This is a genomic window from Nocardia sp. CY41 (assembly GCF_009829325.1).
Taxonomy (GTDB): Bacteria; Actinomycetota; Actinomycetes; order Mycobacteriales; family Mycobacteriaceae; genus Nocardia.
The window spans coordinates 58,396-80,292 of sequence record NZ_VUOS01000013.1 but is presented as its reverse complement, the minus strand read 5'-3'; the positions used below and the strand labels follow the sequence as shown (position 1 = coordinate 80,292).

General features: G+C 68.5%; 23 protein-coding genes. 4 read left to right on the top strand and 19 right to left on the bottom strand.

Features of this window, described 5'->3' with window-relative positions; translation table 11 throughout:
- Positions 1–15 precede the first annotated feature (15 nt).
- Positions 16–879, bottom strand: a complete 864-nt coding sequence (locus GVY64_RS15520; protein ID WP_159841938.1) for an ABC transporter permease subunit — start codon at positions 877–879, stop codon at positions 16–18.
- Positions 876–1,778, bottom strand: a complete 903-nt coding sequence (locus GVY64_RS15515; protein WP_159841936.1) for an ABC transporter ATP-binding protein — start codon at positions 1,776–1,778, stop codon at positions 876–878. Before GVY64_RS15515 ends, GVY64_RS15520 begins: the two co-directional genes overlap by 4 nt.
- 234 nt (positions 1,779–2,012) lie before the next feature.
- Here GVY64_RS15515 and GVY64_RS15510 point away from each other — a divergent pair, with 234 nt between their 5' ends.
- From GVY64_RS15510 to GVY64_RS15495, 4 genes are all read left to right on the top strand, one after another.
- On the top strand, positions 2,013–3,953 hold the full coding sequence (locus GVY64_RS15510; protein WP_236566857.1) for a histidine kinase: 1,941 nt from the start codon (positions 2,013–2,015) through the stop codon (positions 3,951–3,953).
- Between the two features lie 32 nt (positions 3,954–3,985).
- Entirely contained in the window at positions 3,986–4,699 is a 714-nt protein-coding gene (locus GVY64_RS15505; RefSeq protein ID WP_159841934.1) for a response regulator transcription factor, read from the top strand.
- A 380-nt stretch (positions 4,700–5,079) separates the two neighbouring features.
- Entirely contained in the window at positions 5,080–5,349 is a 270-nt protein-coding gene (locus GVY64_RS15500) for a hypothetical protein (protein WP_159841932.1), read from the top strand.
- A 17-nt stretch (positions 5,350–5,366) separates the two neighbouring features.
- On the top strand, positions 5,367–6,173 hold the full coding sequence (locus GVY64_RS15495; protein ID WP_236566856.1) for an LLM class flavin-dependent oxidoreductase: 807 nt from the start codon (positions 5,367–5,369) through the stop codon (positions 6,171–6,173).
- 73 nt (positions 6,174–6,246) lie between these two features.
- Here GVY64_RS15495 and GVY64_RS15490 read toward each other — a convergent pair whose 3' ends face one another.
- The 17 genes from GVY64_RS15490 to folP all read right to left on the bottom strand — a co-directional run bounded on the left by GVY64_RS15490 (position 6,247) and on the right by folP (position 21,787).
- Entirely contained in the window at positions 6,247–8,802 is a 2,556-nt protein-coding gene (locus GVY64_RS15490; protein WP_159841930.1) for an ATP-dependent Clp protease ATP-binding subunit, read from the bottom strand.
- A 290-nt stretch (positions 8,803–9,092) separates the two neighbouring features.
- A complete protein-coding gene (locus GVY64_RS15485) occupies positions 9,093–10,010 on the bottom strand; it encodes an esterase/lipase family protein (RefSeq protein ID WP_442939590.1) in 918 nt (305 codons plus the stop codon).
- 113 nt (positions 10,011–10,123) lie between these two features.
- Positions 10,124–10,678: an anthrone oxygenase family protein gene (locus tag GVY64_RS15480; RefSeq protein WP_159841926.1), complete on the bottom strand. Its 555-nt coding sequence runs from the start codon at positions 10,676–10,678 to the stop codon at positions 10,124–10,126.
- A gap of 132 nt (positions 10,679–10,810) precedes the next feature.
- Positions 10,811–11,410, bottom strand: coding sequence for an FHA domain-containing protein (locus GVY64_RS15475; protein ID WP_051020193.1), 600 nt, complete (start codon positions 11,408–11,410; stop codon positions 10,811–10,813).
- 230 nt (positions 11,411–11,640) lie between these two features.
- Positions 11,641–12,000, bottom strand: coding sequence for a histone-like nucleoid-structuring protein Lsr2 (locus GVY64_RS15470; RefSeq protein WP_159841924.1), 360 nt, complete (start codon positions 11,998–12,000; stop codon positions 11,641–11,643).
- 115 nt (positions 12,001–12,115) lie between these two features.
- Positions 12,116–13,615, bottom strand: coding sequence for a lysine--tRNA ligase (gene lysS / locus GVY64_RS15465; RefSeq protein ID WP_159842276.1), 1,500 nt, complete (start codon positions 13,613–13,615; stop codon positions 12,116–12,118).
- Positions 13,616–13,877: 262 nt separating this feature from the next.
- Positions 13,878–14,300, bottom strand: coding sequence for a rhodanese-like domain-containing protein (locus GVY64_RS15460; protein ID WP_159842274.1), 423 nt, complete (start codon positions 14,298–14,300; stop codon positions 13,878–13,880).
- 8 nt (positions 14,301–14,308) lie between these two features.
- The gene (locus tag GVY64_RS15455) at positions 14,309–14,917 is read right to left on the bottom strand and encodes a cysteine dioxygenase (protein WP_159841922.1); all 609 of its coding nucleotides are present in this window, start codon (positions 14,915–14,917) and stop codon (positions 14,309–14,311) included.
- Between the two features lie 180 nt (positions 14,918–15,097).
- Complete coding sequence (locus tag GVY64_RS15450) at positions 15,098–15,895, bottom strand: type III pantothenate kinase (protein ID WP_159841920.1); 798 nt, start codon at positions 15,893–15,895, stop codon at positions 15,098–15,100.
- Positions 15,896–15,912: 17 nt separating this feature from the next.
- Complete coding sequence (panD, locus tag GVY64_RS15445; RefSeq protein WP_040773236.1) at positions 15,913–16,332, bottom strand: aspartate 1-decarboxylase; 420 nt, start codon at positions 16,330–16,332, stop codon at positions 15,913–15,915.
- A 13-nt stretch (positions 16,333–16,345) separates the two neighbouring features.
- Positions 16,346–17,326: a pantoate--beta-alanine ligase gene (gene panC / locus GVY64_RS15440; protein WP_159841918.1), complete on the bottom strand. Its 981-nt coding sequence runs from the start codon at positions 17,324–17,326 to the stop codon at positions 16,346–16,348.
- Positions 17,326–18,255, bottom strand: a complete 930-nt coding sequence (locus tag GVY64_RS15435; protein WP_159841916.1) for a Rossmann-like and DUF2520 domain-containing protein — start codon at positions 18,253–18,255, stop codon at positions 17,326–17,328. Before GVY64_RS15435 ends, panC begins: the two co-directional genes overlap by 1 nt.
- Positions 18,256–18,410: 155 nt before the next feature.
- The gene (locus GVY64_RS15430; protein ID WP_159841914.1) at positions 18,411–19,358 is read right to left on the bottom strand and encodes a DUF6779 domain-containing protein; all 948 of its coding nucleotides are present in this window, start codon (positions 19,356–19,358) and stop codon (positions 18,411–18,413) included.
- Between the two features lie 69 nt (positions 19,359–19,427).
- Positions 19,428–19,898 carry a DUF3180 domain-containing protein gene (locus GVY64_RS15425; protein ID WP_159842272.1) on the bottom strand — a complete coding sequence of 157 codons (471 nt, stop codon included), beginning with the start codon at positions 19,896–19,898 and terminating at the stop codon, positions 19,428–19,430.
- Between the two features lie 2 nt (positions 19,899–19,900).
- Positions 19,901–20,437, bottom strand: coding sequence for a 2-amino-4-hydroxy-6-hydroxymethyldihydropteridine diphosphokinase (gene folK / locus GVY64_RS15420; protein ID WP_159841912.1), 537 nt, complete (start codon positions 20,435–20,437; stop codon positions 19,901–19,903).
- Between the two features lie 58 nt (positions 20,438–20,495).
- Positions 20,496–20,933 (bottom strand): dihydroneopterin aldolase, encoded by a 438-nt coding sequence (gene folB, locus GVY64_RS15415; RefSeq protein WP_159841910.1) that lies wholly within the window; start codon positions 20,931–20,933, stop codon positions 20,496–20,498.
- Positions 20,930–21,787: a dihydropteroate synthase gene (gene folP / locus GVY64_RS15410; RefSeq protein WP_159842270.1), complete on the bottom strand. Its 858-nt coding sequence runs from the start codon at positions 21,785–21,787 to the stop codon at positions 20,930–20,932. Before folP ends, folB begins: the two co-directional genes overlap by 4 nt.
- Positions 21,788–21,897 lie beyond the last annotated feature (110 nt).

Here is a 21,897-nt window from a genome sequence, read left to right as displayed (position 1 = left end):
CCGTCGAGTCGTGGTTCACACCACATCGCGTCGACGCAGCAGCCAGATCGTGCCGCCCGCGAACAGCACCAGGTAGACCACCAGCACGATCAGCGATTCGGTCCGGGAGAGCACGTGCAGCACGCCTGGCGTGGCAGGACCGTCCACAGTGCGCATCGCCCCCGCCAGTGACCCGGCCGCCGTGCCGGGCAGATGATCGGTGATCACCCCGATCGGCGCGAAGATCCCGGCGACGCCGCGCAGCAAATTCTCCACCACCAGCACCCAGACCAGGCCGAGCCCCACGGCAAGCGCGGGCCCGCGGGCGATCGCGCCGATCAACGCTCCCGCCAGTGTCCACATGCCGAGAATGACGCCCCCCGTGAGGATTCCGAGCAGTGACCGGTCCAGCGCGGGCAGGGCGAGCGGCTGCGACTGAGACGCCGCGATCAGCGCGGCCACCGCGATGTCGGCGACGAATGCCGTGCACACCAGCGCCACCACCACTGCCGCGAGACTCACCACTACCGCGGCGACCACCTGGGCCCGTGCAGGCCCCTGGGTGAACACGGTCTTCCAGGTGCCCCAGCCATATCCGCTGCCGACCGTCAAAGCGCCGAGGATGAGCATCAGCGCGCCGCCGAACATCGCCATGCCTTGGGTGAACACTTCCGGCACCGCGGCGGGCAACAGCTGCTGCAGCAGAGCCTCGCGCGGCAGGCCGTTGGACATCCGGCTCGATTCCCCCGAGGTGTAGGCCAGATAGTTGAACAGATAGGCGAACGTGAGATTCAGCAGAAGCCACGTGCCGAGCACGATCCAGAACGCCGGCCACTTCCGCATCCGCAGCATTTCCGCCTTCGTGCTCGCGACCAGGTCGCGGATCGCCGTGCCATTCATCGCGCGGCCTCCCATCGCGTCATCTCGAAGAACACGTCCTCCAGGGACTTCTCCTCGGCCCGCAGTTCCAGCAGATCCGCGCCCGACGCCACCACCGCGCGTGCCACCGCGGGCGCGCTGACGGTGTCCGACTCGATCCGGATGCCCTTCGCGGTCAGCAGCGCCGATCGTTCGCCCACCAGCCGCCGCACGGCGGGGAAGGCCACTTCCACCGGCTCGGCCCGCAGCAGCAGCGACGAATTCCCGCGCAACTCCGCGACGGTCGCTTCGGCGATCAGCCTGCCCTGCGCGATCACGCCCACCCGGTCGCAGATCGCCTGCACTTCGCTGAGCATGTGGCTCGACAGCAGCACCGTGCGGCCCTCGGCGGCCGAAGTGGTGATGAGGTCGCGCATTTCGGCCATACCGGCGGGGTCGAGGCCGTTCGTCGGCTCGTCCAGGATCAGCAGGTCCGGGTCGCCGAGCAGGGCGGCGCCCACCCCGAGGCGCTGTTTCATGCCCAGCGAGTACGTGCGGTACTTGTCCTCGCCGCGACCCGCCAGCCCCACCCGCTCGAGCACGTCCTCCACCTCCGGCCGCCCGAGCCCGCGATAGTCGGCCAGCACGCGCAGGTTGTCGCGGCCGGAAAGGTACGGGTAGAAGCCGGGGCCCTCGATGAGCACGCCGATCCGGCGGACCACCGCGGGATCACCGGGACGACGCCCCGCGACCGTGGCCGTGCCTTCGCTCGGACGGATCAGCCCCGCCAGCATGCGCAGTGTGGTGGTCTTGCCCGCGCCGTTCGGGCCGAGGAAGCCGTAGATCTCGCCGGCCGCGACGCTCATGCTCACATCCTCGACAGCGGTGTGCGCCCCGTAGCGTTTGGTCAACCCTCGGGTGACCACGATCGAATCCGTCATGCCTCGAGAATCCGCCGCCGACCCGATGCGGACATCCGTCGGCGGGCGACGATCGGCATACGTAGCTGGAACGACAGCACTCGCTCGCGGCCCCGTGGCCCTGCCGAGTCGGCCGGCGCCCGGTCGCTTCCGGAAAGACCGAACTCGTAGGCGAACATTCGAATCGGCACTATTCCGGCGAAATACGTTCCCAGGCGGACGTCGAATCACGACCGAGCCGCATAGGCTACGTGGGTGCGGGTGGCAGGGATTACGGATCGGAGTTCGGTCGGCTGGGACTGGGGCGTCGCGCTCGTCGTCGCCGCGGTTCAAGTGGTCGGAGGCACTTTCGCGAATATGCGGCAGACCGGAGTGCACTCCCTCGACGCGCTCGGTTACGTGCTGCTGCTGGCCGGGCCGGTCGCGTTGATCTGGCGGCGCGTGCAGCCGGTGCCCGTGCTGATCGTCGTGCTCGCCGTCTGTCTCGCGTACTTCCTCCGGGGCTACGGGTATGGCCCGATCTTCGTCGCACTGGTCGTCGCGTTCTTGACCGCCGCGAGCAGCGGGTCACGGTGGTGGACCTATCCGCTGGTCCCGCTCGGGTATCTGGCGCTGGTCTGGCCGCTGCCCGCGCTGCTGGGCCGCCCCGCCGACCTGTGGCAGGTGTTCGCGCTGATGGCGTGGCTGTCGGTGCTGCTGCTGGCGGCCGAGGGCATCCGGCAGCGCAAGGCCGTGCTGGTCGCGCGCAGGCAGCGCGCCGAGGCCGCGCAGCGGGACGAGGAAGCGCAGCGCGAGCGACGAGCCAGCGACGAGCGGCTCGCCATCGCGCGCGAATTGCACGACGTGCTGGCCCACAGCCTTTCGATGATCAACGTGCAGTCCTCGGTGGCGCTGGAACTGCTCGACAAACGCCCGGAGCAGGCGGAGAAGGCGCTCACGGCGATCAAGAACGCCAGTCGCGACGCCCTCGCCGAGGTGCATGCGCTCCTGCATACGATCCGCTCCGGCACCGCGCCCGCAGCTCCCCGCGAGCAGACGCCTGCGGCTGACGCGGAGGACAGCGCTCTGCGCACGACAGCGGCCGAGCCGCCGCCCGCACCGCGGGCTCCCGCGCCGAGCATCGGCGACTTGGACGACTTGTTGCAGCGCCCCCGCGCCACCGGACTGACGGTCGGCACGCGAGTGCTCGGCACACCGCAGCAGTTGCCCAGCGTGATCGACGTGGCGGCGGCGCGGATAGTCCAGGAGTCGCTGACCAACGTGCTCCGCCACGCACCCGGAGCCGAGGCCACGGTGACCGTGCGCTACACCCCGGACTCGGTCGACATCACCGTCGACAACACCCGCCCGACCAGTGCTCCCACGCGCTCCGGCAACGGCGGCGGCAACGGCATCATCGGCATGCGCGAACGCACCCACGCCCTCGGCGGCGCTCTCACCGCGGGTCCCCGTCCCAGCGGCGGGTTCCGGGTCGCCGCACGGCTTCCCACGAGGACACCCGAACCCGGCGCCGACAAAGCCGCCCCCGGAACACTGACGGCGTCGGGACCACACGCTCGGGGCACCGGTGCGTCAGAAGCGCAGACTCAGAACACTCGAGCGTCGAACGCGCAAGCCCAAAACAACGCAGCATCATCGGCGCGCGCCCAAAACAACGCGTCATCGCCAGCGCAAGCCCAAAACGACGCGGCATCGTCGGCGCGAGCCCAAAACAACGCGTCATCGCCAGCGCAAGCCCAAAACGACGCGGCATCGTCGGCGCGAGCCCAAAACAACGCGTCATCGCCAGCGCAAATCCGAAACGACGCAGCATCGCCAGCGCAACCCCAAAACGACGCGGCATCGCCAGCGCAAGCCCAGAACGACGCGCCTTCGAACCGGCCGGATCAACGCTCCGCGACGGCCAGCACGCGGATACGCGGCGCCGGGACAGCGAGAAGAATCGCGCAGCGCGGCAAGAGATCGGGCGCACCGGAGCCGGGCGCCGCAGGTCCGGACGCGACGGGCCCCGGCGCGGAGAGACCTGGCATGGAGCGGCCGGGAACTTCGCCGACCGGTGACGAGATGTCCGGATCGACCGCCGCGGGCACGTCGGCCACCACAGGCAGGAGCGAGGCCGAGTCGCCTACGCCGCCGGGCCGACCCGCTGACACCACCGGTCGACCGAGCACCTCCGCCGGTCGCCCGCAGCACTGACTGGACGAGACAGCCCTCGGGAGAGGAGACGGATGTACGACCAGGACGATCCAGCCCGGGCGGACCCGGCGTCCACTCCGTCCGGCGGCATCCGGGTGCTGGTGGCCGACGACCAAGCGTTGGTGCGCGGCGGTTTCGTCGCGCTGCTGGACGCCCAGGACGGCATCGAGGTGGTCGGCGAGGCGGACAACGGCGAGCAGGCCGTCCGGATGACCCGCAGTCTGCGCCCCGACGTGGTCCTGATGGACATCCGCATGCCCGTCCTGGACGGTTTGGCCGCCACCCGCATGATCGCCGAGGACCCGCGGCTGGCCGAGGTGCGCGTGGTCGTGCTGACCACCTTCGAGCTCGACGAGTACGTCTTCGAGGCGCTGCGCTCCGGCGCGTCCGGATTCCTGGTCAAGCACACCGAACCGGCAGATCTCGTGCGAGCCGTCCGCGTGGTCGCCGCGGGCGACGCGCTGCTCTCCCCCGGCGTGACCCGCAGACTGATCACGGAGTTCTCCGCGCGCGCCAAAACACCGCCGCCCGCCACGCCGGCCGAGCTCACCGACCGCGAACGCGAGGTGATGGCTCTGGTGGCCGAGGGACTGACCAATGCCGAAATCGGGGAACGCCTGTACATGAGTCCCGCGACCGCCCGCACCCACGTCAGCCGGATTCTCACCAAACTGCACGCCAGGGATCGCACCCAATTGGTGGTGATGGCCTATGAATCAGGGCTCGTCCGCCCTGGCTGGCAGTGAAGAACGGTTCTCGCCTGCGGGGAACTCGATACCGGCCGCACCGGTCGTCAGGGCAGCCGACCCGCCGATCGAATTCGAAACTCGATGATTCCGGCGGATGGTGTAGCTCGCGCTCCGGCTTCCATGTTCTTCGCCTCGCTGCCGTCGGCAGATGCGGAAGACGTCGAAATCGGTACGGCGTCCTCACCCCATCGCCGGGATACCGCCCCGATGGCAATTCTTCAGCGAACCACATTTTGCAGGGATAACGCCCTTCAGCAAATAACTGGTAAATCACCGTGCGAGGACCGTACGCAACGTCGAGCGTACGTATCCGAACGTATTCCGAGTGACGACGCGCGACCGATGCCCGGACGTGCCCCTCGGCGCAGTCTTTTCACATGAACATTTTCACTCGACCCGAGGCCGTGAGTTTCCTGGCCGGCCACTACGACGGCGCCTGGCACCCTGCGCCGTTCTTCTGGATCTTCCCTCTGTTGTTCTGGATGACCGTCGTGGCGGTGCTGGTATTCGCCCGGCGGCGGTTCATCGGACATGCGAGCGGTATCGGCGCCCTGCGCACCGCGTTCGCCCGCGGCGAGATCACCGAGGAGCAGTACCGCAGCAGGCTCGCCGTGCTCAGCGAGCCGCGGCGGCGCGGCAAGCAGTAGATCAGGAGATCCCGCCCATGACCATGACCTTCGGCATCGTCCTCACCCCGCGCTCGGGAGCCGGCTGGGCGCGCGAGGCGGCCGCCGCCGAACAGCGCGGCTACCGGACCCTTCTACTGCCCGACACCCGGTTCACCCCTTCACCGTTCCCGGCCCTCGCCGCCGCGGCCGCCGTCACCACGACTATTCACTTGCGCCCGAACGTCCTCGCCGCACCGCTGCGTACCCCTGCCGCCACCGTCCGGGAGACCGCGGCCCTGCAACTGCTGTCGGACGGGCGCTTCGAACTAGGGGTCGGCTCGGGGCGACCGGACGCCGCCGCCGAAGCGCAGCGGCTCGGGGCGTCCTGGGGTTCGCCCGGACAACGACGCGCGCAGGTGGTCGCCACCATTGCCGCCGTGCGTGCTGAAGTGAACCCCGCCCCACCGATCGTGATCGCCGCCAACGGCCCCAGGATGCTGGGAACGGCGGCGGAATTCGCCGACCGCATTCTGCTCGCCGCGGGGCCCGCCGCCACCGACGCCGAGTTGGCCGACCTGGTCCGCACCGCGCGAGACAGCACCGACCGCCCCCTGCGCTTCACCCATCAGCTGGTCGGCATCGGGCAGCGGCTCCCGATCTGGATCGCGACGAAGCTCGGCCGGAACGCCGATGAGCTCAGGGACGCGGGCGCGGCAGGAGTGCTTCCGGCGGAGCCGTCGGCCGCCGCCGAGATCCTCGAGCGTCGCCTCGAGAAGTACGGCATCGACGAGGTGATCGTGCCCGGGGAACTCGCCGACGACTTCGCACCGATCCTCGCTCATTTCGCCGCATCGAGTTCCTGATCCGATCCGCCACCGGAACACGAAAAAGCCCGTGCGCACCGCCATACGGTGGGCACGGGCTTTCTTTCGAGACTTACTCGCCCGAGGCAGCCTCGGTGGCGCCTTCGGCCGCGCCGGTCAGCACGACTTCCGGCTTCTCCTCGGACTGCGCCTTGGTCAGCTTCGCCTTACCGGTGAAGGTGAACTTGGCGTCCTCGCCGGAGCCCTCGCCGTCCCAGCCTTCGACATCGACCTGGATGACCTGGCCCGGACCGATCTCGCCGAAGAGAATCTTCTCCGACAGCTGGTCCTCGATCTCGCGCTGGATGGTGCGGCGCAGCGGCCGGGCACCGAGCACGGGATCGAAGCCGCGCTTGGCCAGCAGGCTCTTGGCGGTCGGGGTGAGCTCGATCGCCATGTCCTTGTTCTTCAGCTGCGTGGCGACGCGGCCGATCATCAGGTCCACCATCTCGACGATCTGCTCGTTGGTGAGCTGGTGGAAGACGATCACGTCATCGATGCGGTTGAGGAACTCGGGCCGGAAGTGCTTCTTCAGCTCGTCGTTGACCTTGAGCTTCATCCGCTCGTAGTTCGAGCCCTCGTTGTTGGACTGCGAGAAGCCCAGGCCGACGGCCTTCGAGATGTCCGAGGTGCCGAGGTTCGAGGTGAAGATCAGCACCGTGTTCTTGAAGTCCACGGTCCGGCCCTGGCCGTCGGTGAGGCGGCCGTCCTCCAGCACCTGCAACAGGGTGTTGTAGATCTCCTGGTGTGCCTTCTCGATCTCGTCGAACAGCACGACCGAGAACGGCTTGCGGCGCACCTTCTCGGTGAGCTGGCCGCCCTCTTCGTAGCCGACGTAGCCCGGAGGGGCACCGAACAGCCGCGAGGCGGTGAAGCGGTCGTGGAACTCGCCCATGTCGATCTGGATGAGCGCGTCGTCGTCACCGAACAAGAAGTTCGCCAGCGCCTTGGACAGCTCGGTCTTACCGACACCGGACGGGCCGGCGAAGATGAACGAGCCGGACGGGCGCTTCGGGTCCTTCAGGCCGGCACGGGTACGGCGGATGGCCTTGGAGACGGCCTTGACCGCGTCCTCCTGGCCGATGATCCGCTTGTGCAGCTCGTCCTCCATGCGGAGCAGACGGGTGGTCTCCTCCTCGGTGAGCTTGAACACCGGGATACCGGTCCAGTTCGCCAGCACCTCGGCGATCTGCTCGTCGTCGACCTCCGCCACGACATCCAGGTCACCGGAGCGCCACTGCTTCTCCCGCTCGGCCCGCTTGGCGAGGAGCTGCTTCTCCTTGTCGCGCAGTCGCGCGGCCTTCTCGAAGTCCTGCGCATCGATCGCGGACTCCTTCTCCCGGCGCGCCTCGGCGATCTTGTCGTCGAATTCGCGCAGGTCCGGCGGCGCGGTCATGCGACGGATGCGCATACGCGCGCCCGCCTCATCGATCAGGTCGATCGCCTTGTCCGGCAGGAACCGGTCGTTGATGTAGCGGTCGGCCAAGGTGGCGGCGGCCACCAGCGCGCCGTCGGTGATGGAGACGCGGTGGTGCGCCTCGTAGCGGTCGCGCAGACCCTTGAGGATGTTGATGGTGTGCTCGACGGTCGGCTCGCCCACCTGCACCGGCTGGAACCGGCGCTCCAGAGCGGCGTCCTTCTCGATGTACTTGCGGTACTCGTCGAGGGTGGTCGCGCCGATGGTCTGCAGCTCGCCGCGGGCCAGCTTCGGCTTCAGGATGGAAGCCGCGTCGATCGCGCCCTCGGCGGCGCCCGCACCGACCAGCGTGTGCAGCTCGTCGATGAACAGGATGATGTCGCCGCGGGTGTTGATCTCCTTGAGCACCTTCTTCAGGCGCTCTTCGAAGTCACCGCGGTAGCGGCTGCCCGCGACCAGGGAGCCCAGGTCGAGGGTGTAGAGCTGCTTGTCCTTCAGCGTCTCGGGGACCTCGCCGTTGACGATGGCCTGCGCGAGCCCCTCGACGACGGCGGTCTTGCCGACGCCGGGCTCGCCGATCAGCACCGGGTTGTTCTTGGTACGGCGGCTGAGCACCTGCATGACGCGCTCGATCTCTTTCGAGCGGCCGATGACCGGGTCGAGCTTGCCCTCGAGCGCGGCCTGCGTCAGGTTGCGACCGAACTGGTCGAGCACCAGCGAGGTGGACGGGGTGCCCGCCTCGCCGCGCGAACCGGACTCCACCGGCTCCTTGCCCTGGTACCCGGACAGCAACTGGATGACCTGCTGGCGCACACGGTTGAGATCGGCGCCCAGCTTCACCAGCACCTGCGCCGCCACACCTTCGCCCTCACGGATGAGGCCGAGCAGGATGTGCTCGGTGCCGATGTAGTTGTGACCGAGCTGCAGCGCCTCGCGAAGGCTCAGCTCCAGCACCTTCTTGGCGCGCGGGGTGAACGGGATATGACCGGACGGGGCCTGCTGGCCCTGGCCGATGATCTCCTCCACCTGGCTGCGCACGCCTTCCAGCGAAATGCCGAGCGACTCCAGCGACTTGGCCGCGACGCCCTCACCCTCGTGAATCAGCCCCAGCAGGATGTGCTCGGTGCCGATGTAGTTGTGGTTGAGCATCCGGGCCTCTTCCTGGGCCAGGACAACGACACGCCTCGCGCGGTCGGTGAACCTCTCGAACATCGCTCCCTCACTCTCCTGCTCCGACATTCTGGCAACAGACGCCGCAGTGTGCTGTGTACAACAACCGTGGGCGTCAGCCTGCCATGAAGCCCGGGGGTTGCGGCCCCCGCCTCCACTCTAGTTGGCGGGGGATGCCACCGCCGCCGGTCCACCCTATTGCCGACCGGCGACAGCACGGTCATTCACTCATAACGTGGGCGCCGCGGGATTCGTTTCCGGCCGGGTTTTGCCCTCAGCGAACAAACCGTCCGTCGGCCGGATCCGCGCCGCACACGTACGACCTCGGCTGCCTACCCCGTGTACGGGTCGACGAAACCGCAGGGCACCGGGCGTTGATGAGCGGGATCGAGCGCGTTGAGCACGTAGGTCGCGGCCCTCTTGCTGCCCGCTATGCCCGTATGCCCAGAGTAGTCCGTCGAGCAGCCGTCCTGAACCACGATGTTCGTCACGCGGGGGCCGGTGACCAATCCGGAGGTGTACGGCACCACCAGTTCGTCCAGCACGGTCGCGATATTGGTGTAGGTCACGTCGGGGTGGTAGACGCCGTCCGCGTTGAGCGCGCGCACGAACTCCGACCCTTGCAGCACCTGGCGGCAGGCATTGCAGGGTGATCCGGCCACGGCGTCGAACAGCGGGCCGAGGCCAAGCCGCGTACCGAACGCGTTCAGGTCCGCCATACCGTACGCGTTCGAGCCCAGCCACGGCGGGGCCAGGCCGACCATCTTGTCCACCTTGCCCGCGCCCGCGAGCCGTTTGACGAAGTAGTTGCCGATGAAGTTGCCCTGGGAATGGCCGATCAGGTCGACCTTCTGCGCGCCGGTCGCGGCGCGCACCCGGTCGACGAAAGCGGCGAGCTGGGCCGCGCTCTGCTCGATCGGGAGCATGCCCCCGATGGCCGAAGCGGGCCAAGGCAGGTCGTAGGCCCCGAACGTGGCCGAGTACACGCAGTAGCCCTCGTTGGCCAGCAAAGGCGCGTACACGCCCCAATTCGTCTGTGCGCCACCACCGGTGCCGTGCACGAGGACCACCGGGTTCGGATGCTCGGAGTCCGGCCGGCAGGACCAGTCGTTGGTGCCGGGCAGCGAGCCGCCCGGATTGGACAGTTCGGCGGGAATGCCCGCGAAGAAGTTGAATTCGACCGGATATCGCTCCTGCGCGTTGGCCGCGCCCGCGGTGGCGCACACCGCGGCGAGCAGAACGATGAACAACGAAAAGCCTGGGACACGCCGCACGATAGCCTCCCGGTCCGGTCTCGTCTTCCCGGGAAGCTACCGCACGAAGTGGCCCGGACGAGGCAGATTCCGGCGGGTCGCCGCGGAAACTAGCTCTGACCGAAGGCGGACGCCGGGGAGTGGTGCGGCGCCGTGGCCGCCGCCTTGCCATGCTGCACGCCCGCGACGACCAGCGCGCCGCACAGCACCAGGAAGGCCAGCGTGTGCAGGACGCCGCGCAGGACGTTCCAGCGGACCCAGGCGGATTCGAAATCGGCGCGCACCGCGGCGAGGTCGGTGATCGACGCCGGGTCACCCGCGGCGGCCAGCTGGTCGTTGAGCGGGACGTTCAGCCCCGAGGTCACCGCGAAGGCGACGATGTTGAGCACCAGCGCGAGCACGATCCAGATCAGCGTGCTCCGGTGCTCTCGTCCCAGGTGCAGCGCCGCCGCCAGGATGGTGAACCCCACCGTGCCGAGGAAGGCGATCATGAACCACGGATTGATGATCACCACGTTGATCTTCTGCATCACGTCGATCATGGCGCGATCGTCGGTGCGGGCCAGCGCGGGCATCACCGAGTTGGCGTACGCGTAGAACAGGCCCGCGATCAGGCCCGTCGCCAGCGTGGCGAGCACCAGTGCGGCGAGGCGGGTGGCGGTCATGACTTCCTCCTGCTGGGAACCGGCCGGAGTCGTCGTCGCTCCGGCTGCGCGTCTCCCAGTCAAGCCGCTGCCCCGGTCACTCTCCATGGTCGAGAAGCTCGACCGGCTGCGCGAGCGTCTACGGTGGAGGTCTCACAGGTCCCGATCGGAAATGAGCCCACTCTGCATGGCCAGTCCCGCCAGCCGCACACGCTTCTGGTTCTGCGGCAGGTCCTCCACCCCGAACTTCGCGAACAGCGCGCGCAGATGGGTCTTGATCGCGTCCACGCTGAGGAACAACTCCTCGGCGATCTGCTGATTCGAGGCGGGAGTGGCGAAACCCGCACCGTGCTTGTACGGACGGCACAGTGCGATCAGGACCGAGCGCTGCGTTTCGGTGAGCGAGCGCGCGGTCGGTATCGAGCCGGTGGACGTACGGGTGATGTCGTCGGATACGCCGCCGAAGTCGTGGAACGACACCCGCGAGGTGCCGACGCGGATGACGTCGCCCGCCATCAGCCTGCGGCGGCCGACGAGCCGGTCCCCGTTGACGAACGTGCCGTTGCGGGAGAGGCCGTCGTCCACGATGGTCCAGTGGGCACCGAGGTATTCGACCGCCGCGTGCAGCCGGGAGACCTCGGCGTCCCAGCTCAGAGCGAGATCGGCATGCGGGGAGCGGCCGATGGTGACGCGCCCGCGGTCGGGAGTCAGCGTGAACTCCTGCTGCCGGCCGGCGTCATCGGTGAACCGCAAGAATGATCCGACGAATCCTGTCACTGTGCCGATACCTCACCTCTCCATACCGCCAGTGACCGTCGCACGTTTCCATGGTGCCGCGTCCGGGTACCGCGAGCAAGATCGATTCATCCGCCGCGGACGGCCTGCCGTGTGATCTGGTCTCGCTGCTATATCGAAGCCCTATCACAAACAAGACCGCCGCCCCGACGTCGCACGATTCGCCGGGACGGCGGCCGGAAAAAGAACTATCCCTTCGCGGCCTTGTTGTACGCGTCGGTGATGTCGGCGGAGATGCGGCCCCGCGCGGACACCTTGTGCCCATTCCGACGCGCCCACTCACGAATTGCAGCGCTTTGTTCCCGATCGATCGAGACCCGGCTCTTGGGAGTGCCCGTGGCAGCCGCGGCGGCCTTGACCCGGCGGCGACCGCTCACCCGGCGGGCATTCGTAACCCACTCCTCCAAACCGTCGCGCAGCTTCGCCGCATTTGCCGACGACAGGTCGATCTCGTACGACACACCGTCGATCGCAAACTCGATGGTCTCGTCTGCGATGGACTCACCGTCGACATCGTCGATCAGGCTAACGGTGACCTTCTTTGCCATGAGATGAACGTCCTCTCGAAATCGTGCGACCCGCATACTAGGCCGATTACCCGAGGCAAGAATACCCCGAATTCCGGAAATTCCAAGACGGAGCCGCTGCTTTGCAATCCAGTGGTCACCTGGTGACCGGACGCACAATTGGGAACAGTATCGTTTCTCGGATTCCCAATCCGGTCAGCGCCATCAACAACCGATCGATTCCCATACCCGTTCCGGTGGTCGGCGGCATGCCGTGCTCCATCGCCGCGAGGAAGTCCTCGTCGAGCACCATCGCCTCGTCGTCACCCTGCGCGGCCAGCCGAGCCTGATCGACGAACCGCTCGCGCTGGATCACCGGGTCGACCAACTCCGAATAGCCCGTGGCCAACTCGAAGCCGCGCACATAGAGATCCCACTTCTCCGTCACACCCGCGGTGCTGCGATGCTGCCTGGTCAACGGGGAGGTCTCCACCGGGAAGTCGCGCACGAAAGTCGGCGCGTACAGCTTGTCACCATACTGGTGTTCCCAGAGTTCCTCGACGAGTTTCCCGTGGCCGTAGCCCTTGCCCTCCGGAATTTCCAGACCGACCCGATCGGCGAGCGCGCGCAATTCGGCGACCGACGTTTCCGGAGTGACCCGCACGCCTAGCGCGTCGGACAGCGAAGGGTACATCTCGACGGTGGCCCACTCGCCGCGAAGATCGTATTCGGTGCCGTCGGCCAGGGTCACCACCTGGGTACCGAAGGCCTCCTGCGCCACTTCCTGCACCAATTCCCGGATCATGACCGCCGAGTCGTCATAGGTGCCGTATGCCTGGTATGTCTCCAGCATCGCGAACTCGGGGGAATGGGTGGAGTCCGCGCCCTCGTTCCGGAAGTTCCGGTTGATCTCGAAGACCCGCTCCAAGCCGCCCACCACACAGCGCTTCAGGAACAGCTCGGGCGCGATGCGCAGGTAGAGGTCCATGTCGAGGGCGTTGGAATGGGTGACGAACGGGCGGGCCGCCGCGCCGCCGTGCAGCGTCTGCAGCATGGGCGTCTCCACCTCGAGGAAGCCCCTGCGCTCCAGCGCGGCGCGCAGCGCGCGCACCACGGCGATGCGGGTACGGGCCATTTCCCTGGCCTCCGGGCGCACGATCAGGTCCACATAACGCTGCCGGACCCGCGACTCCTCGTTCATCTCTTTATGCGCCACCGGCAGCGGTCGCAGCGCCTTCGCCGCCATGAACCAGGAATCGGCCATGACGCTCAGTTCCCCGGTCCGTGAGGAGATGACCTCGCCGTGCACGAAAACGAAGTCACCGAGGTCGACGTCGGCCTTCCAGGCGGCGAGGGCGTCCGCGCCGACCCCGTTCAGGCTGATCATCGCCTGCAGCTTGGTGCCGTCGCCCTCCTGCAGTGTCGCGAAACACAACTTGCCGGTATTGCGCAGGAATATGACGCGCCCGGCGACGCCCACCTGTTGCCCGGTGGCGGTGTCGGCGGCCAGGTCCGGATATGCGGCCCGAATTTCCGCCAGGGTATGCGTGCGCGGCACGACGACGGGATAGGCCTCGCCACCGGCAGCCAGCAGCCGCTCCCGCTTCTCCCGTCGAATCCGTATCTGCTCCGGGGCATCGTCGGCGGCGGGCGCCACGGCAGGCCGCGAATCCGATGTCGATGCGCTGGAAGATGCAGAGTTCGGGGTGCTCACATCGAACAACCCTAGCGTGCACCGGAAATCGTTTTGCGCGCCGCCCGGACTCCGACCCGGAGTAACGAAACGGTATCGATGCGGCGTCCCGCCCAGGAGGCCCCGGCTTGCCCGCCAAAGACGCGAAATAGCCGGTGCGCATCATGCTGTGTGCGAAAACACCTGCGCGACCGGCTATTTCGAGATGGAAGTGTTGACGGCGGAATTACAGCAAGGCGAGCGCGTCGGCCTCCCGCGCGAAGTGCGGTGCCCCGACGGCGACGTTCAACAGCCCGGCCGCCTTCAGCGCCTGGTAGCCGCCCACCAGATCGGTCGCCCGATGCAGTCCGAGTTGCCGCAACGCGGCGGCGGCCAGGCTGGAGGTATAGCCCTCCGAGCAGACGACGATCCATTCCACGTCGTGATCGGCGGCCAGCGCCAGGCGGGCGGAACTGGTGGGATCCAGCCGCCATTCCAGGACATTGCGCTCGATCACGAGAGCACCCGGCAAGGTACCCTCCCGTCCGCGCTGGGCCTGCGGCCGGATATCCACCAGAATGGCGCCGCGCTCGATGGCTTCCGGCAATTCGAAGGCATAGATCCGGTCGAGCTGCGCCCGTGCGTTCTCGAGCATCTGATCGATGGTCAAACGGGTCATCACATGTCACCTTCGGGCTGGTCGGTGAGGACGGTTCGAGTGCGCCGCAGGGTGCCGTGACCGGTCACCTCGTAATACGACATGGCAGTGAGGGGCGGGGAATAGGCGTGCACGCTCAGCGTCGGATCGAGCGGGCCCGCGGATTCGGCCGCGCCGGGCACCGCGGCCGGCGCGCGCATGACGTCGTGCACCCAGCCGATCGGGAACGAAGCCTGGTCACCCGCCGCGAGCGTGCGGCAGCGCAATTCTGTTCCGTTCCATCGGTATTCGGACAGCGCCCCACTGAGCACGGTGAGTGCGCCGAGCGACCCGGCATGGTCGTGCAGTTCGGTCGACTTGCCCGGCGTCCAGCTGATCAGCCAGACGTCCACCTCGTCGTCGGTGAGCAGTCTGGCCGCCCAGCGCTCGTCCGCCGGCCAATTCCCAGCGGCGGGAAGCAGGTGGTCGTACCGTCCGGCCAGCACGTCCTCGGCGCCCTCGTCGGTCAGCCGCAGCAGATCGGCGGGGCGCAACCGGGTGGGTAAGGCGGGCGCCACCGAACGTTCCACCGGCGGGGTGGCCGACAGCGCGGTACGCGCGGAAGAAAGGGAAAGAACAGAAGAACGCATGAGCGAATCTCCAGGAGGAAGGTATCGGTCGAGGGCGGGAACTCAGCCTCGATCGGTCGAGGCACGTCAGCCTCGACAACACTCCTGGGTGCTCACGTAGAACGTCACGAGAGTGAGTTTAACAGCAGACGACGCGGTGCCGACAACTCCGGTCCTGCGACAAATCCAACACCGCGCATATCAGACACTTCCCTTGCGCCGCTGGTTGCGTTCGTATACGAGTCGCAGCCCGGTCAGCGTGAGGTGCGGATCGTGATCGTCGATCGTTTCCGATTCCGGGACGATCAATGGCGCGGTGGCACCGGTCGCCACCACCGCGACATCGTCGCCGGCGAAGGCGTCGAACTCGTCGCGAATCCGATCGATCAGGCCGTCCACCAGTCCGGCGAAACCGAACACCGCGCCCGATTGCATGCATTCCATGCTGTTCTTGCCCAGCACCGACCGCGGCCTGGTCAACTCCGCCCGCCGCAGCGCACTGCGCTCCACCAGGGCTTCGGTGGAGATCTCCACCCCGGGCGCGATGATTCCGCCGAGGAACTCGCCCTTCTTCGACACCAGATCCACACAGATCGCCGTGCCGAAATCGACGACGATCGCGGGCGCGGAATACCGCTGGTAAGCCGCCAGGCAATTGACGATGCGGTCGGCGCCCACTTCTTTGGGATTGTCCACCAGCAGCGGAATCCCCGTGCGCACACCGGGTTCCACCAAGACGTGCGGAACGTGTCCCCAGTATTGGCTGAGCATCCCGCGCAGTTCGCGCAGCACGGGCGGTACCGTCGAAAGCGCGGAGACGCCGATCACCTCGTCCAGTTGCGCGCCGACCAGCCCGCGCACCTGCATGGCGAATTCGTCGGCGGTCAGCAGCGGATTGGTGTGCATCCGCCAGTGCCGAACCAGTTTCGAATGCGCTCCGGAACCGGAGAACAAACCGAGTTCGATACTCGTGTTGCGGACATCGATGGTCAGCAGCATGTCCGGGTCGCCGCTCCTCAGACGAACGACAGCGAGCGCGGCGAGGTCAGGCCCGAGCCCTCCGGCGCGTGGGCCGGATCCGAACCGAGCTCGACCGGGCGGTTGCGCTCGTCGACGAACACCACCTTCGGGTCGTACTCGGCGATTTCCTGCTCGTTCAGCTGGCCGTAGGCGATCAGGATGACGAGATCGCCCGGGTGCACCAGGTGCGCCGCGGCGCCGTTGATCCCGATCACCCCGGAACCCCGCTCACCGGCGATGACATAGGTCTCCAGGCGGGCCCCGTTGTCGATGTCCACGATGCAGACCTGTTCGCCTTCCAGCAGGTCGGCGGCGTCGAGCAGGTCTTGGTCGACGGTGACCGAGCCGACGTAGTGCAAATCGGCGTGCGTCACGGTGGCACGGTGGATCTTCGACTTCATCATGGTGCGCAGCATTGCGTCGACCTTTCTAGTTCGCGGAAGGAAACGAGGCGGGATCCGACACCGCCGGGACAGGCTGGGACAAGTCCACGGCGGACCGCGAACCGGAGACGTTGGGATGGCCGTCGATCGGAGCGCCGAGCGTGACGGCGATGTTGTCGATCAGCCGGGTCGCGCCGACCCGGGCCGCGATCAACAGTCTGGCGTTGCCCGTAGCCGGGGCGGGGCCCAAGGTGGCCGAGCGCAGCTCCAAGTAGTCGAGGTCCACGCCGGTCGCGGCATCGAGCACTCGGCGGGCGGCCGCGAGCACCGCGTCGCCGCCGAGACCGCCCGCGTGCTTGCCCGCCGACAGCGCGGCCGACAGGGCGAGCGCCGCTTCGCGCTGCACCGGGTCCAGATAGCGGTTGCGCGAGGACAGCGCGAGGCCGTCGGGCTCACGGACGGTCACCACCGGGGTGATCCGGACGTCGAAGTTCAGGTCGCGAACCATCTGCCGGATCAACGTGAGCTGCTGATAGTCCTTCTCGCCGAAGAACGCTTCGGTGGGCCGCGCGATCTGCAACAGTTTGGCGACCACGGTGAGCATGCCCGCGAAATGCGTCGGGCGGCTGGCCCCCTCCAGTTCCGCGCCCAGCGGACCGGGGTGCACGGTGGTGCGCGGACCGTCCGGGTACATGTCGGCCACGCTCGGCGCGAACACCAGCTCGACGCCCTCCGCACGCAACAGCTCGACGTCGGCGTCCAGCGTGCGGGGGTACTTGTCCAGGTCCTCGTTCGCGCCGAACTGGAGGGGGTTGACGAAGATCGACACGATGACGACCTGGTTGGTCCGCTTGGCCAGCCGGACGATCTCCAAGTGCCCCTCGTGCAGCGCGCCCATGGTCGGCACCAGGGCGACGGTGCGGCCGACGCCGCGCAGGGCGGCGGACACCGCGCCCACCACCGCGGGATCGTGGTGCACGGTCAGCGCGCCGGGGTGGTAGGCGCCGCGCAATTTCGGGTCCAACATCAGCGTCCTTCCAGCAGCTCGATGACAGCGGGCGCGGTTCCGGCCCGCTGGGCCGTGCGCAGCGACAACGCGCGATACGCCTCGGCCAACCTGGCATCGACCGACGCCAACGCGTCCAGATGGGCGGCCACCGCGTCCGCGTCGCCGCGGGCGACCGGACCGGTCAGCGCCGACTGGCCGCGACGCAACGCGTTGTCCAGCGCCGCCGAGGCCAGGGGGGCGAGCAGACGCTCGGCCAAGCCGTTCGGTTGGTCGTCGACCAGCTGCTGACCGAGCAGGCCGGGCCCGGACAGCGCGGCGCGCAACGCGGCCACCGCGTCGACGATCACCGTGACCAGGTGATTGCTGCCGTGCGCGAGCGCGGCGTGATAGAGCGGCCGATTCTGCTCCGGCACGCGGACCGGTTCACCGCCCATCTCGATCACCAGCGACTGTGCGATGGCGTAACCCACCTCGTCGGCCGCGGTGATGCCGAAACACGCGTTGCCCAGCCGGGTCACGTCCTCGTCGTGTCCGGTGAAGGTCATCGCCGGGTGGATGGCCAGCGGAAGGGCGCCCATCTCGGCCAGGGGCGCGAGTACGCCGACGCCGTTCGCGCCGGAGGTATGCGCCACGATGGTGCCGGGCCGGACCACGCCGGCACCGGCCAGGCCGCGAACCAGACCGGCGAGCTCGGCGTCGGGCACGGCGAGCAGCAGCAGCTCGCTGCGTGCGGCCACCTGTTCGATCGGCAGGATCTCCGAATCGGGCAGCCGGGTGCGGGCACGGCGCACCGAGGCGTCGGAGATCGCGCAGACGCCGAACACCACATGTCCGGCCCGCTCGAGTGCGGCGCCCAATGCCGATCCCACGCGTCCCGCCGAGACGATTCCCACCGTCAGGCGTGCGGGCGCGGGGTCGTAGCCCGAAGCAGCGTTGTCGGAATTCACGCTTCTCGAGGTCAACGTTGTCCTCTCGATGTCGTTCCAGTCCCGCCATGCGGGTACCGGACGGTACGCCAAGAGGATATCGGCAGGCGGTTCACCGCCGCCACGGGGTGCGCGCGTGATCTAGGCCGCAGTGCGGGGCCGGTGCCCGGCCCTCATCAGCGGCGTTCGCGCTCCTCCGACTGCAAGTTGGCCATGATCTCCGCTACCGAGAGCCGGCGCGACGGCGTCTCGTCGTCGCTGTCGGCCCGGCGCCGCCTGCGCGCGCTGGGCGTGCCCATGGCGGGGGCGGAGGCAGGCCGTGGGGCCGGTTCGGGCTTCGGTTGCGGCCGCACGGCAGGCTGGGTCGGCGGATCGTCCAGCGGCTCGTCCACGGCCTCGGTGAAGGCGTCGGCCCAGCCGCGCGGCTCGGCGGAGTGCGCCTGCTCCGCGTCGGCCTGGTCGGCGTCGTCGTCGAGGGAGACGACCGCGGTCTCCGCGGTCACCGGGTCGTCGAAGGGGCTGGCGAAGACCGGCGGCTCGGGATGATCGGGCTCGAAAATCGGCGTCATACTGCTACGCGGTTGCTGGTCGGCGAACATCGAGCACATTCCGGCATTCGCGGAGCTATTGTTCCCGGATTCGGCGCCCGAGCTGGTCAGCTCCTGGATCCGGGTGGCGTCGGCGCGCAACGCCGGTCGATCCGTCGGCAGATCGCCGTCGAACAACCGCTGCAGGCTCTGGCGCAGCACGGTGAGCTCCGCGCGCAAGGCCGCGAGTTCGGCCGCGTCGGCTCCCACTTCCTCGCGGACCCGCGCCTCGACGCCGAGCTCGTACTCGCGGCGCGCGGTGACCTCCCGCTCCAGCTGCAACTCGTAGACGGTCTGCAGATCACGCACCTTCGCCTTGTCGATCGTCGCCTCTTTGCGGTACTTCGTCGCAGCCAGAGCGCCGATTGCCCCGGCCCACAGCGCCGCGACCAGACCTACCCGTACGAACTCCACGCTGTTACTGAAGATCAGGAAAACGCTGGCAACCAGACCGAGCACGATGAGGACGCCCACGAACAATTTTCCCGCATCGTCCCGCCGGGTACGGGAAGTGCTGCTACGGGAGGGTGAAACCATGCCAGCCAGGGTAGCCAATAGCTCGAGCCGCGCCCAGATTCCGTCTTGTGATTCCGTTCGTCCGACTAGCTAAGTAGTTGCCGCATCGTCGGTCGGATCCTCCGGCGCCCGGCAGCAGTACTCCAGCCAGAGGGCCGCAGCAACCAAAGCGACCCCCGCCAGCATCCCGACAATCGCGCCGGGGCTGTCGGCGGCAGCCGCGCGCAGCGTGCCGCGCTGGGGGAAGACCCAGCACAGGAAGCCCAGCCAGATGCCCGCGGCGATCGAACCGACCTGCGCCGACGCCTTGGCCAGCGCGACGGCGCGGGCCGCGGTGATCGGATGCAACTGGTGGCGGCCGTCGCCGATCTCGTGGTCGTTGACCCGCGCCCGGATGACGAACGCGAGCACCGCTTCGATGGCGGCCACCGGGTACAACGACGCGCCCGCGAAGATCGAGATCGGCGGGAAGTTGTCGTAGGCCATCCGGGTGGCGATCCACGCGGCGATCGCGGCGATCAGCACGTTCGCCACGAGATCGAGGATGCGCGTCGGTTTCAGTTTCACGACGGCGTGCCCGTCAGCGAGAACTCGGTGCGGCGCACTCCCGCGCGCTCGGCCGGATCCAGCCGCGCCAGCAGACCCGCCACGGCGTGCGGTGCGCCGTCGACCTCGAGCACCGCGTCCGGCGCCACGTCCAGCCACGGCACCAGGACGAAGGCGCGCCGATGCGCCTGCGGGTGCGGCAGCAGCAGATCGGGATCCGCGCTGCGGCACGCGACCGGCTCCCCGTCGCGCACCTCGGCGCACCAGACCACGTCCACGTCCAGCGTGCGTGCGCCCCAACGCACGTCGCGAACTCGTCCCGCGGCTTGCTCCAGCTCCTGGCCGCGCCGCAGCCAGTCGGCGCAGCCGAAGGCCGGATCCTCCGCCAGCACAGCGGCGTTCAGGTAGTCCTCCTGCGGGACGCCACCCCACGGTGCGGTGGAGTACACGGCGGAGACGGCCAGCACACGGTGGCCGAACCCGTCCAGGACGCTGCGCAGATGCGCGAGCCGGTCACCCAGATTGGAACCGATGGATAGCACGGCACGGGTCATCGGCGCGCCTCCGCGGCGCCCGGCACGGCGGAAAAGGCCGTGCCGCAATCCAGCTCGCTCATCCGGCGGGCTCCTCCCGGTGGCGCGAGGTGATCACCCGGACGTCGGCGAACGAGTGTGGAATCGGCGCGGACGGTTTGTGCAGCACCACCTCGACCGATCTGATCCGCGGATCGGTCATCACGTCGTCGGCGATCTCCGACACCACCGTTTCGATGAGGTCGCGCGGCTCGCCTTGGACGATGCGGACCGCACGCTCGGCCAGCGCGCCGTAATCGACCGTCGCCGCGAGATCGTCGGACGCGGCGGCCAGGGCGAAATCCACCCAGACCGTCAGGTCGACGAGGAACTCTTGACCGTCGCGCCGTTCGTGCTCGAACACACCGTGGTGCCCGTAGGCGCGCAAGCCGCGCAGCTCGATGCGGTCGGCGCCGCGCCGGATCGCCGAATCACGGGGCGGTGCATCGTCTTCGGCGTGGACCGGGGACCGGCTCATCGTTGAGCTCCTTGCGCACTGGATCGGGCGGTGTCGTGCTGTGTGGCGCGCAGCCGTGCGGCATTCTGCCACGCGTCGGTGACCGTGATCGCGTCCAGCGAAGCGCGCACGTCGTGCACGCGCACGCCCCACGCGCCGTGCAGCGCGGCCAGCGCCGAGATGGTCGCGGTGGCCGTCTCCCGGCCGTCCGGTGGACGCGGCCCCGCCTCGTCGGCCAGCAGCGCACCGAGGAAGCGCTTGCGCGAAGCGCCGATGAGGACCGGCAGCCCGTGCTCGACCAATTCGGGCAGCGCGCCGAGCAGGGCCCAGTTGTGCTCGGCGTTCTTCGCGAAGCCCAGACCGGGATCGAGGAGCAGCCGGGACGGATCCACGCCCGCGGCGACGGCCATGTCCACCTGCGCGGTCAACTCCGACAGCACCTCCGCGACCACGTCGTCGTAGTGGTCCGCCGGTCCGGTGTGCCGGTAGTCGGCGCCCGCCCGCCAGTGCATGAGAATCCACGGAACCCGCGCGGACGCGACCACCCGCACCATGTCGGCATCGGCGCGGCCGCCGGAGACGTCGTTCACCACCGAGACACCGGCTTCGATCGCCGCGGCGGCTACCGCGGCGCGCATGGTGTCCACGCTGGTCGGCACGCCCGCGGCGACCAGTCCGCGGATGACCGGCGTCACCCGTGCGGCCTCGGTCGCCGCGTCGATGCGAACCGCGCCCGGCCTGGTCGACTCACCGCCGACGTCGATGATGTCCGCGCCCGCGGCGTGCAGGCGCATGCCGTGCGCGATGGCCAGCTCGGGATCGAGGTATCGCCCGCCGTCGGAGAACGAATCGCTGGTGACGTTCACGACGCCCATCACCACGCAGGAACGTCCGTCGCGGGCGCGGACGTCGGCGAACCGGCTCGCCCCCGCTGCACCCGGCGGCGCCGATGACGTGTCCGGGGACGCGGTCGCTCCGGCGGCGG

Bases quoted from the DNA above. Each gene is read 5' to 3' on its own strand.
- GVY64_RS15455 (WP_159841922.1), bottom strand. From the start codon at position 14,917: ATGCGTTCTTCTGTTCTTTCCCTTTCTTCCGCGCGTACCGCGCTGTCG.
- GVY64_RS15450 (WP_159841920.1), bottom strand. From the start codon at position 15,895: ATGCTGCTGACCATCGATGTCCGCAACACGAGTATCGAACTCGGTTTG.
- GVY64_RS15520 (WP_159841938.1), bottom strand. From the start codon at position 879: ATGAATGGCACGGCGATCCGCGACCTGGTCGCGAGCACGAAGGCGGAA.
- GVY64_RS15470 (WP_159841924.1), bottom strand. From the start codon at position 12,000: ATGGCAAAGAAGGTCACCGTTAGCCTGATCGACGATGTCGACGGTGAG.
- GVY64_RS15500 (WP_159841932.1), top strand. From the start codon at position 5,080: ATGAACATTTTCACTCGACCCGAGGCCGTGAGTTTCCTGGCCGGCCAC.
- GVY64_RS15430 (WP_159841914.1), bottom strand. From the start codon at position 19,358: ATGGTTTCACCCTCCCGTAGCAGCACTTCCCGTACCCGGCGGGACGAT.
- panC (WP_159841918.1), bottom strand. From the start codon at position 17,326: ATGTTGGACCCGAAATTGCGCGGCGCCTACCACCCCGGCGCGCTGACC.
- GVY64_RS15505 (WP_159841934.1), top strand. From the start codon at position 3,986: ATGTACGACCAGGACGATCCAGCCCGGGCGGACCCGGCGTCCACTCCG.
- folK (WP_159841912.1), bottom strand. From the start codon at position 20,437: ATGACCCGTGCCGTGCTATCCATCGGTTCCAATCTGGGTGACCGGCTC.
- folB (WP_159841910.1), bottom strand. From the start codon at position 20,933: ATGAGCCGGTCCCCGGTCCACGCCGAAGACGATGCACCGCCCCGTGAT.
- GVY64_RS15515 (WP_159841936.1), bottom strand. From the start codon at position 1,778: ATGACGGATTCGATCGTGGTCACCCGAGGGTTGACCAAACGCTACGGG.
- GVY64_RS15490 (WP_159841930.1), bottom strand. From the start codon at position 8,802: ATGTTCGAGAGGTTCACCGACCGCGCGAGGCGTGTCGTTGTCCTGGCC.
- panD (WP_040773236.1), bottom strand. From the start codon at position 16,332: ATGCTGCGCACCATGATGAAGTCGAAGATCCACCGTGCCACCGTGACG.
- GVY64_RS15495 (WP_236566856.1), top strand. From the start codon at position 5,367: ATGACCATGACCTTCGGCATCGTCCTCACCCCGCGCTCGGGAGCCGGC.
- GVY64_RS15480 (WP_159841926.1), bottom strand. From the start codon at position 10,678: ATGACCGCCACCCGCCTCGCCGCACTGGTGCTCGCCACGCTGGCGACG.
- folP (WP_159842270.1), bottom strand. From the start codon at position 21,787: ATGGGCGTCGTGAACGTCACCAGCGATTCGTTCTCCGACGGCGGGCGA.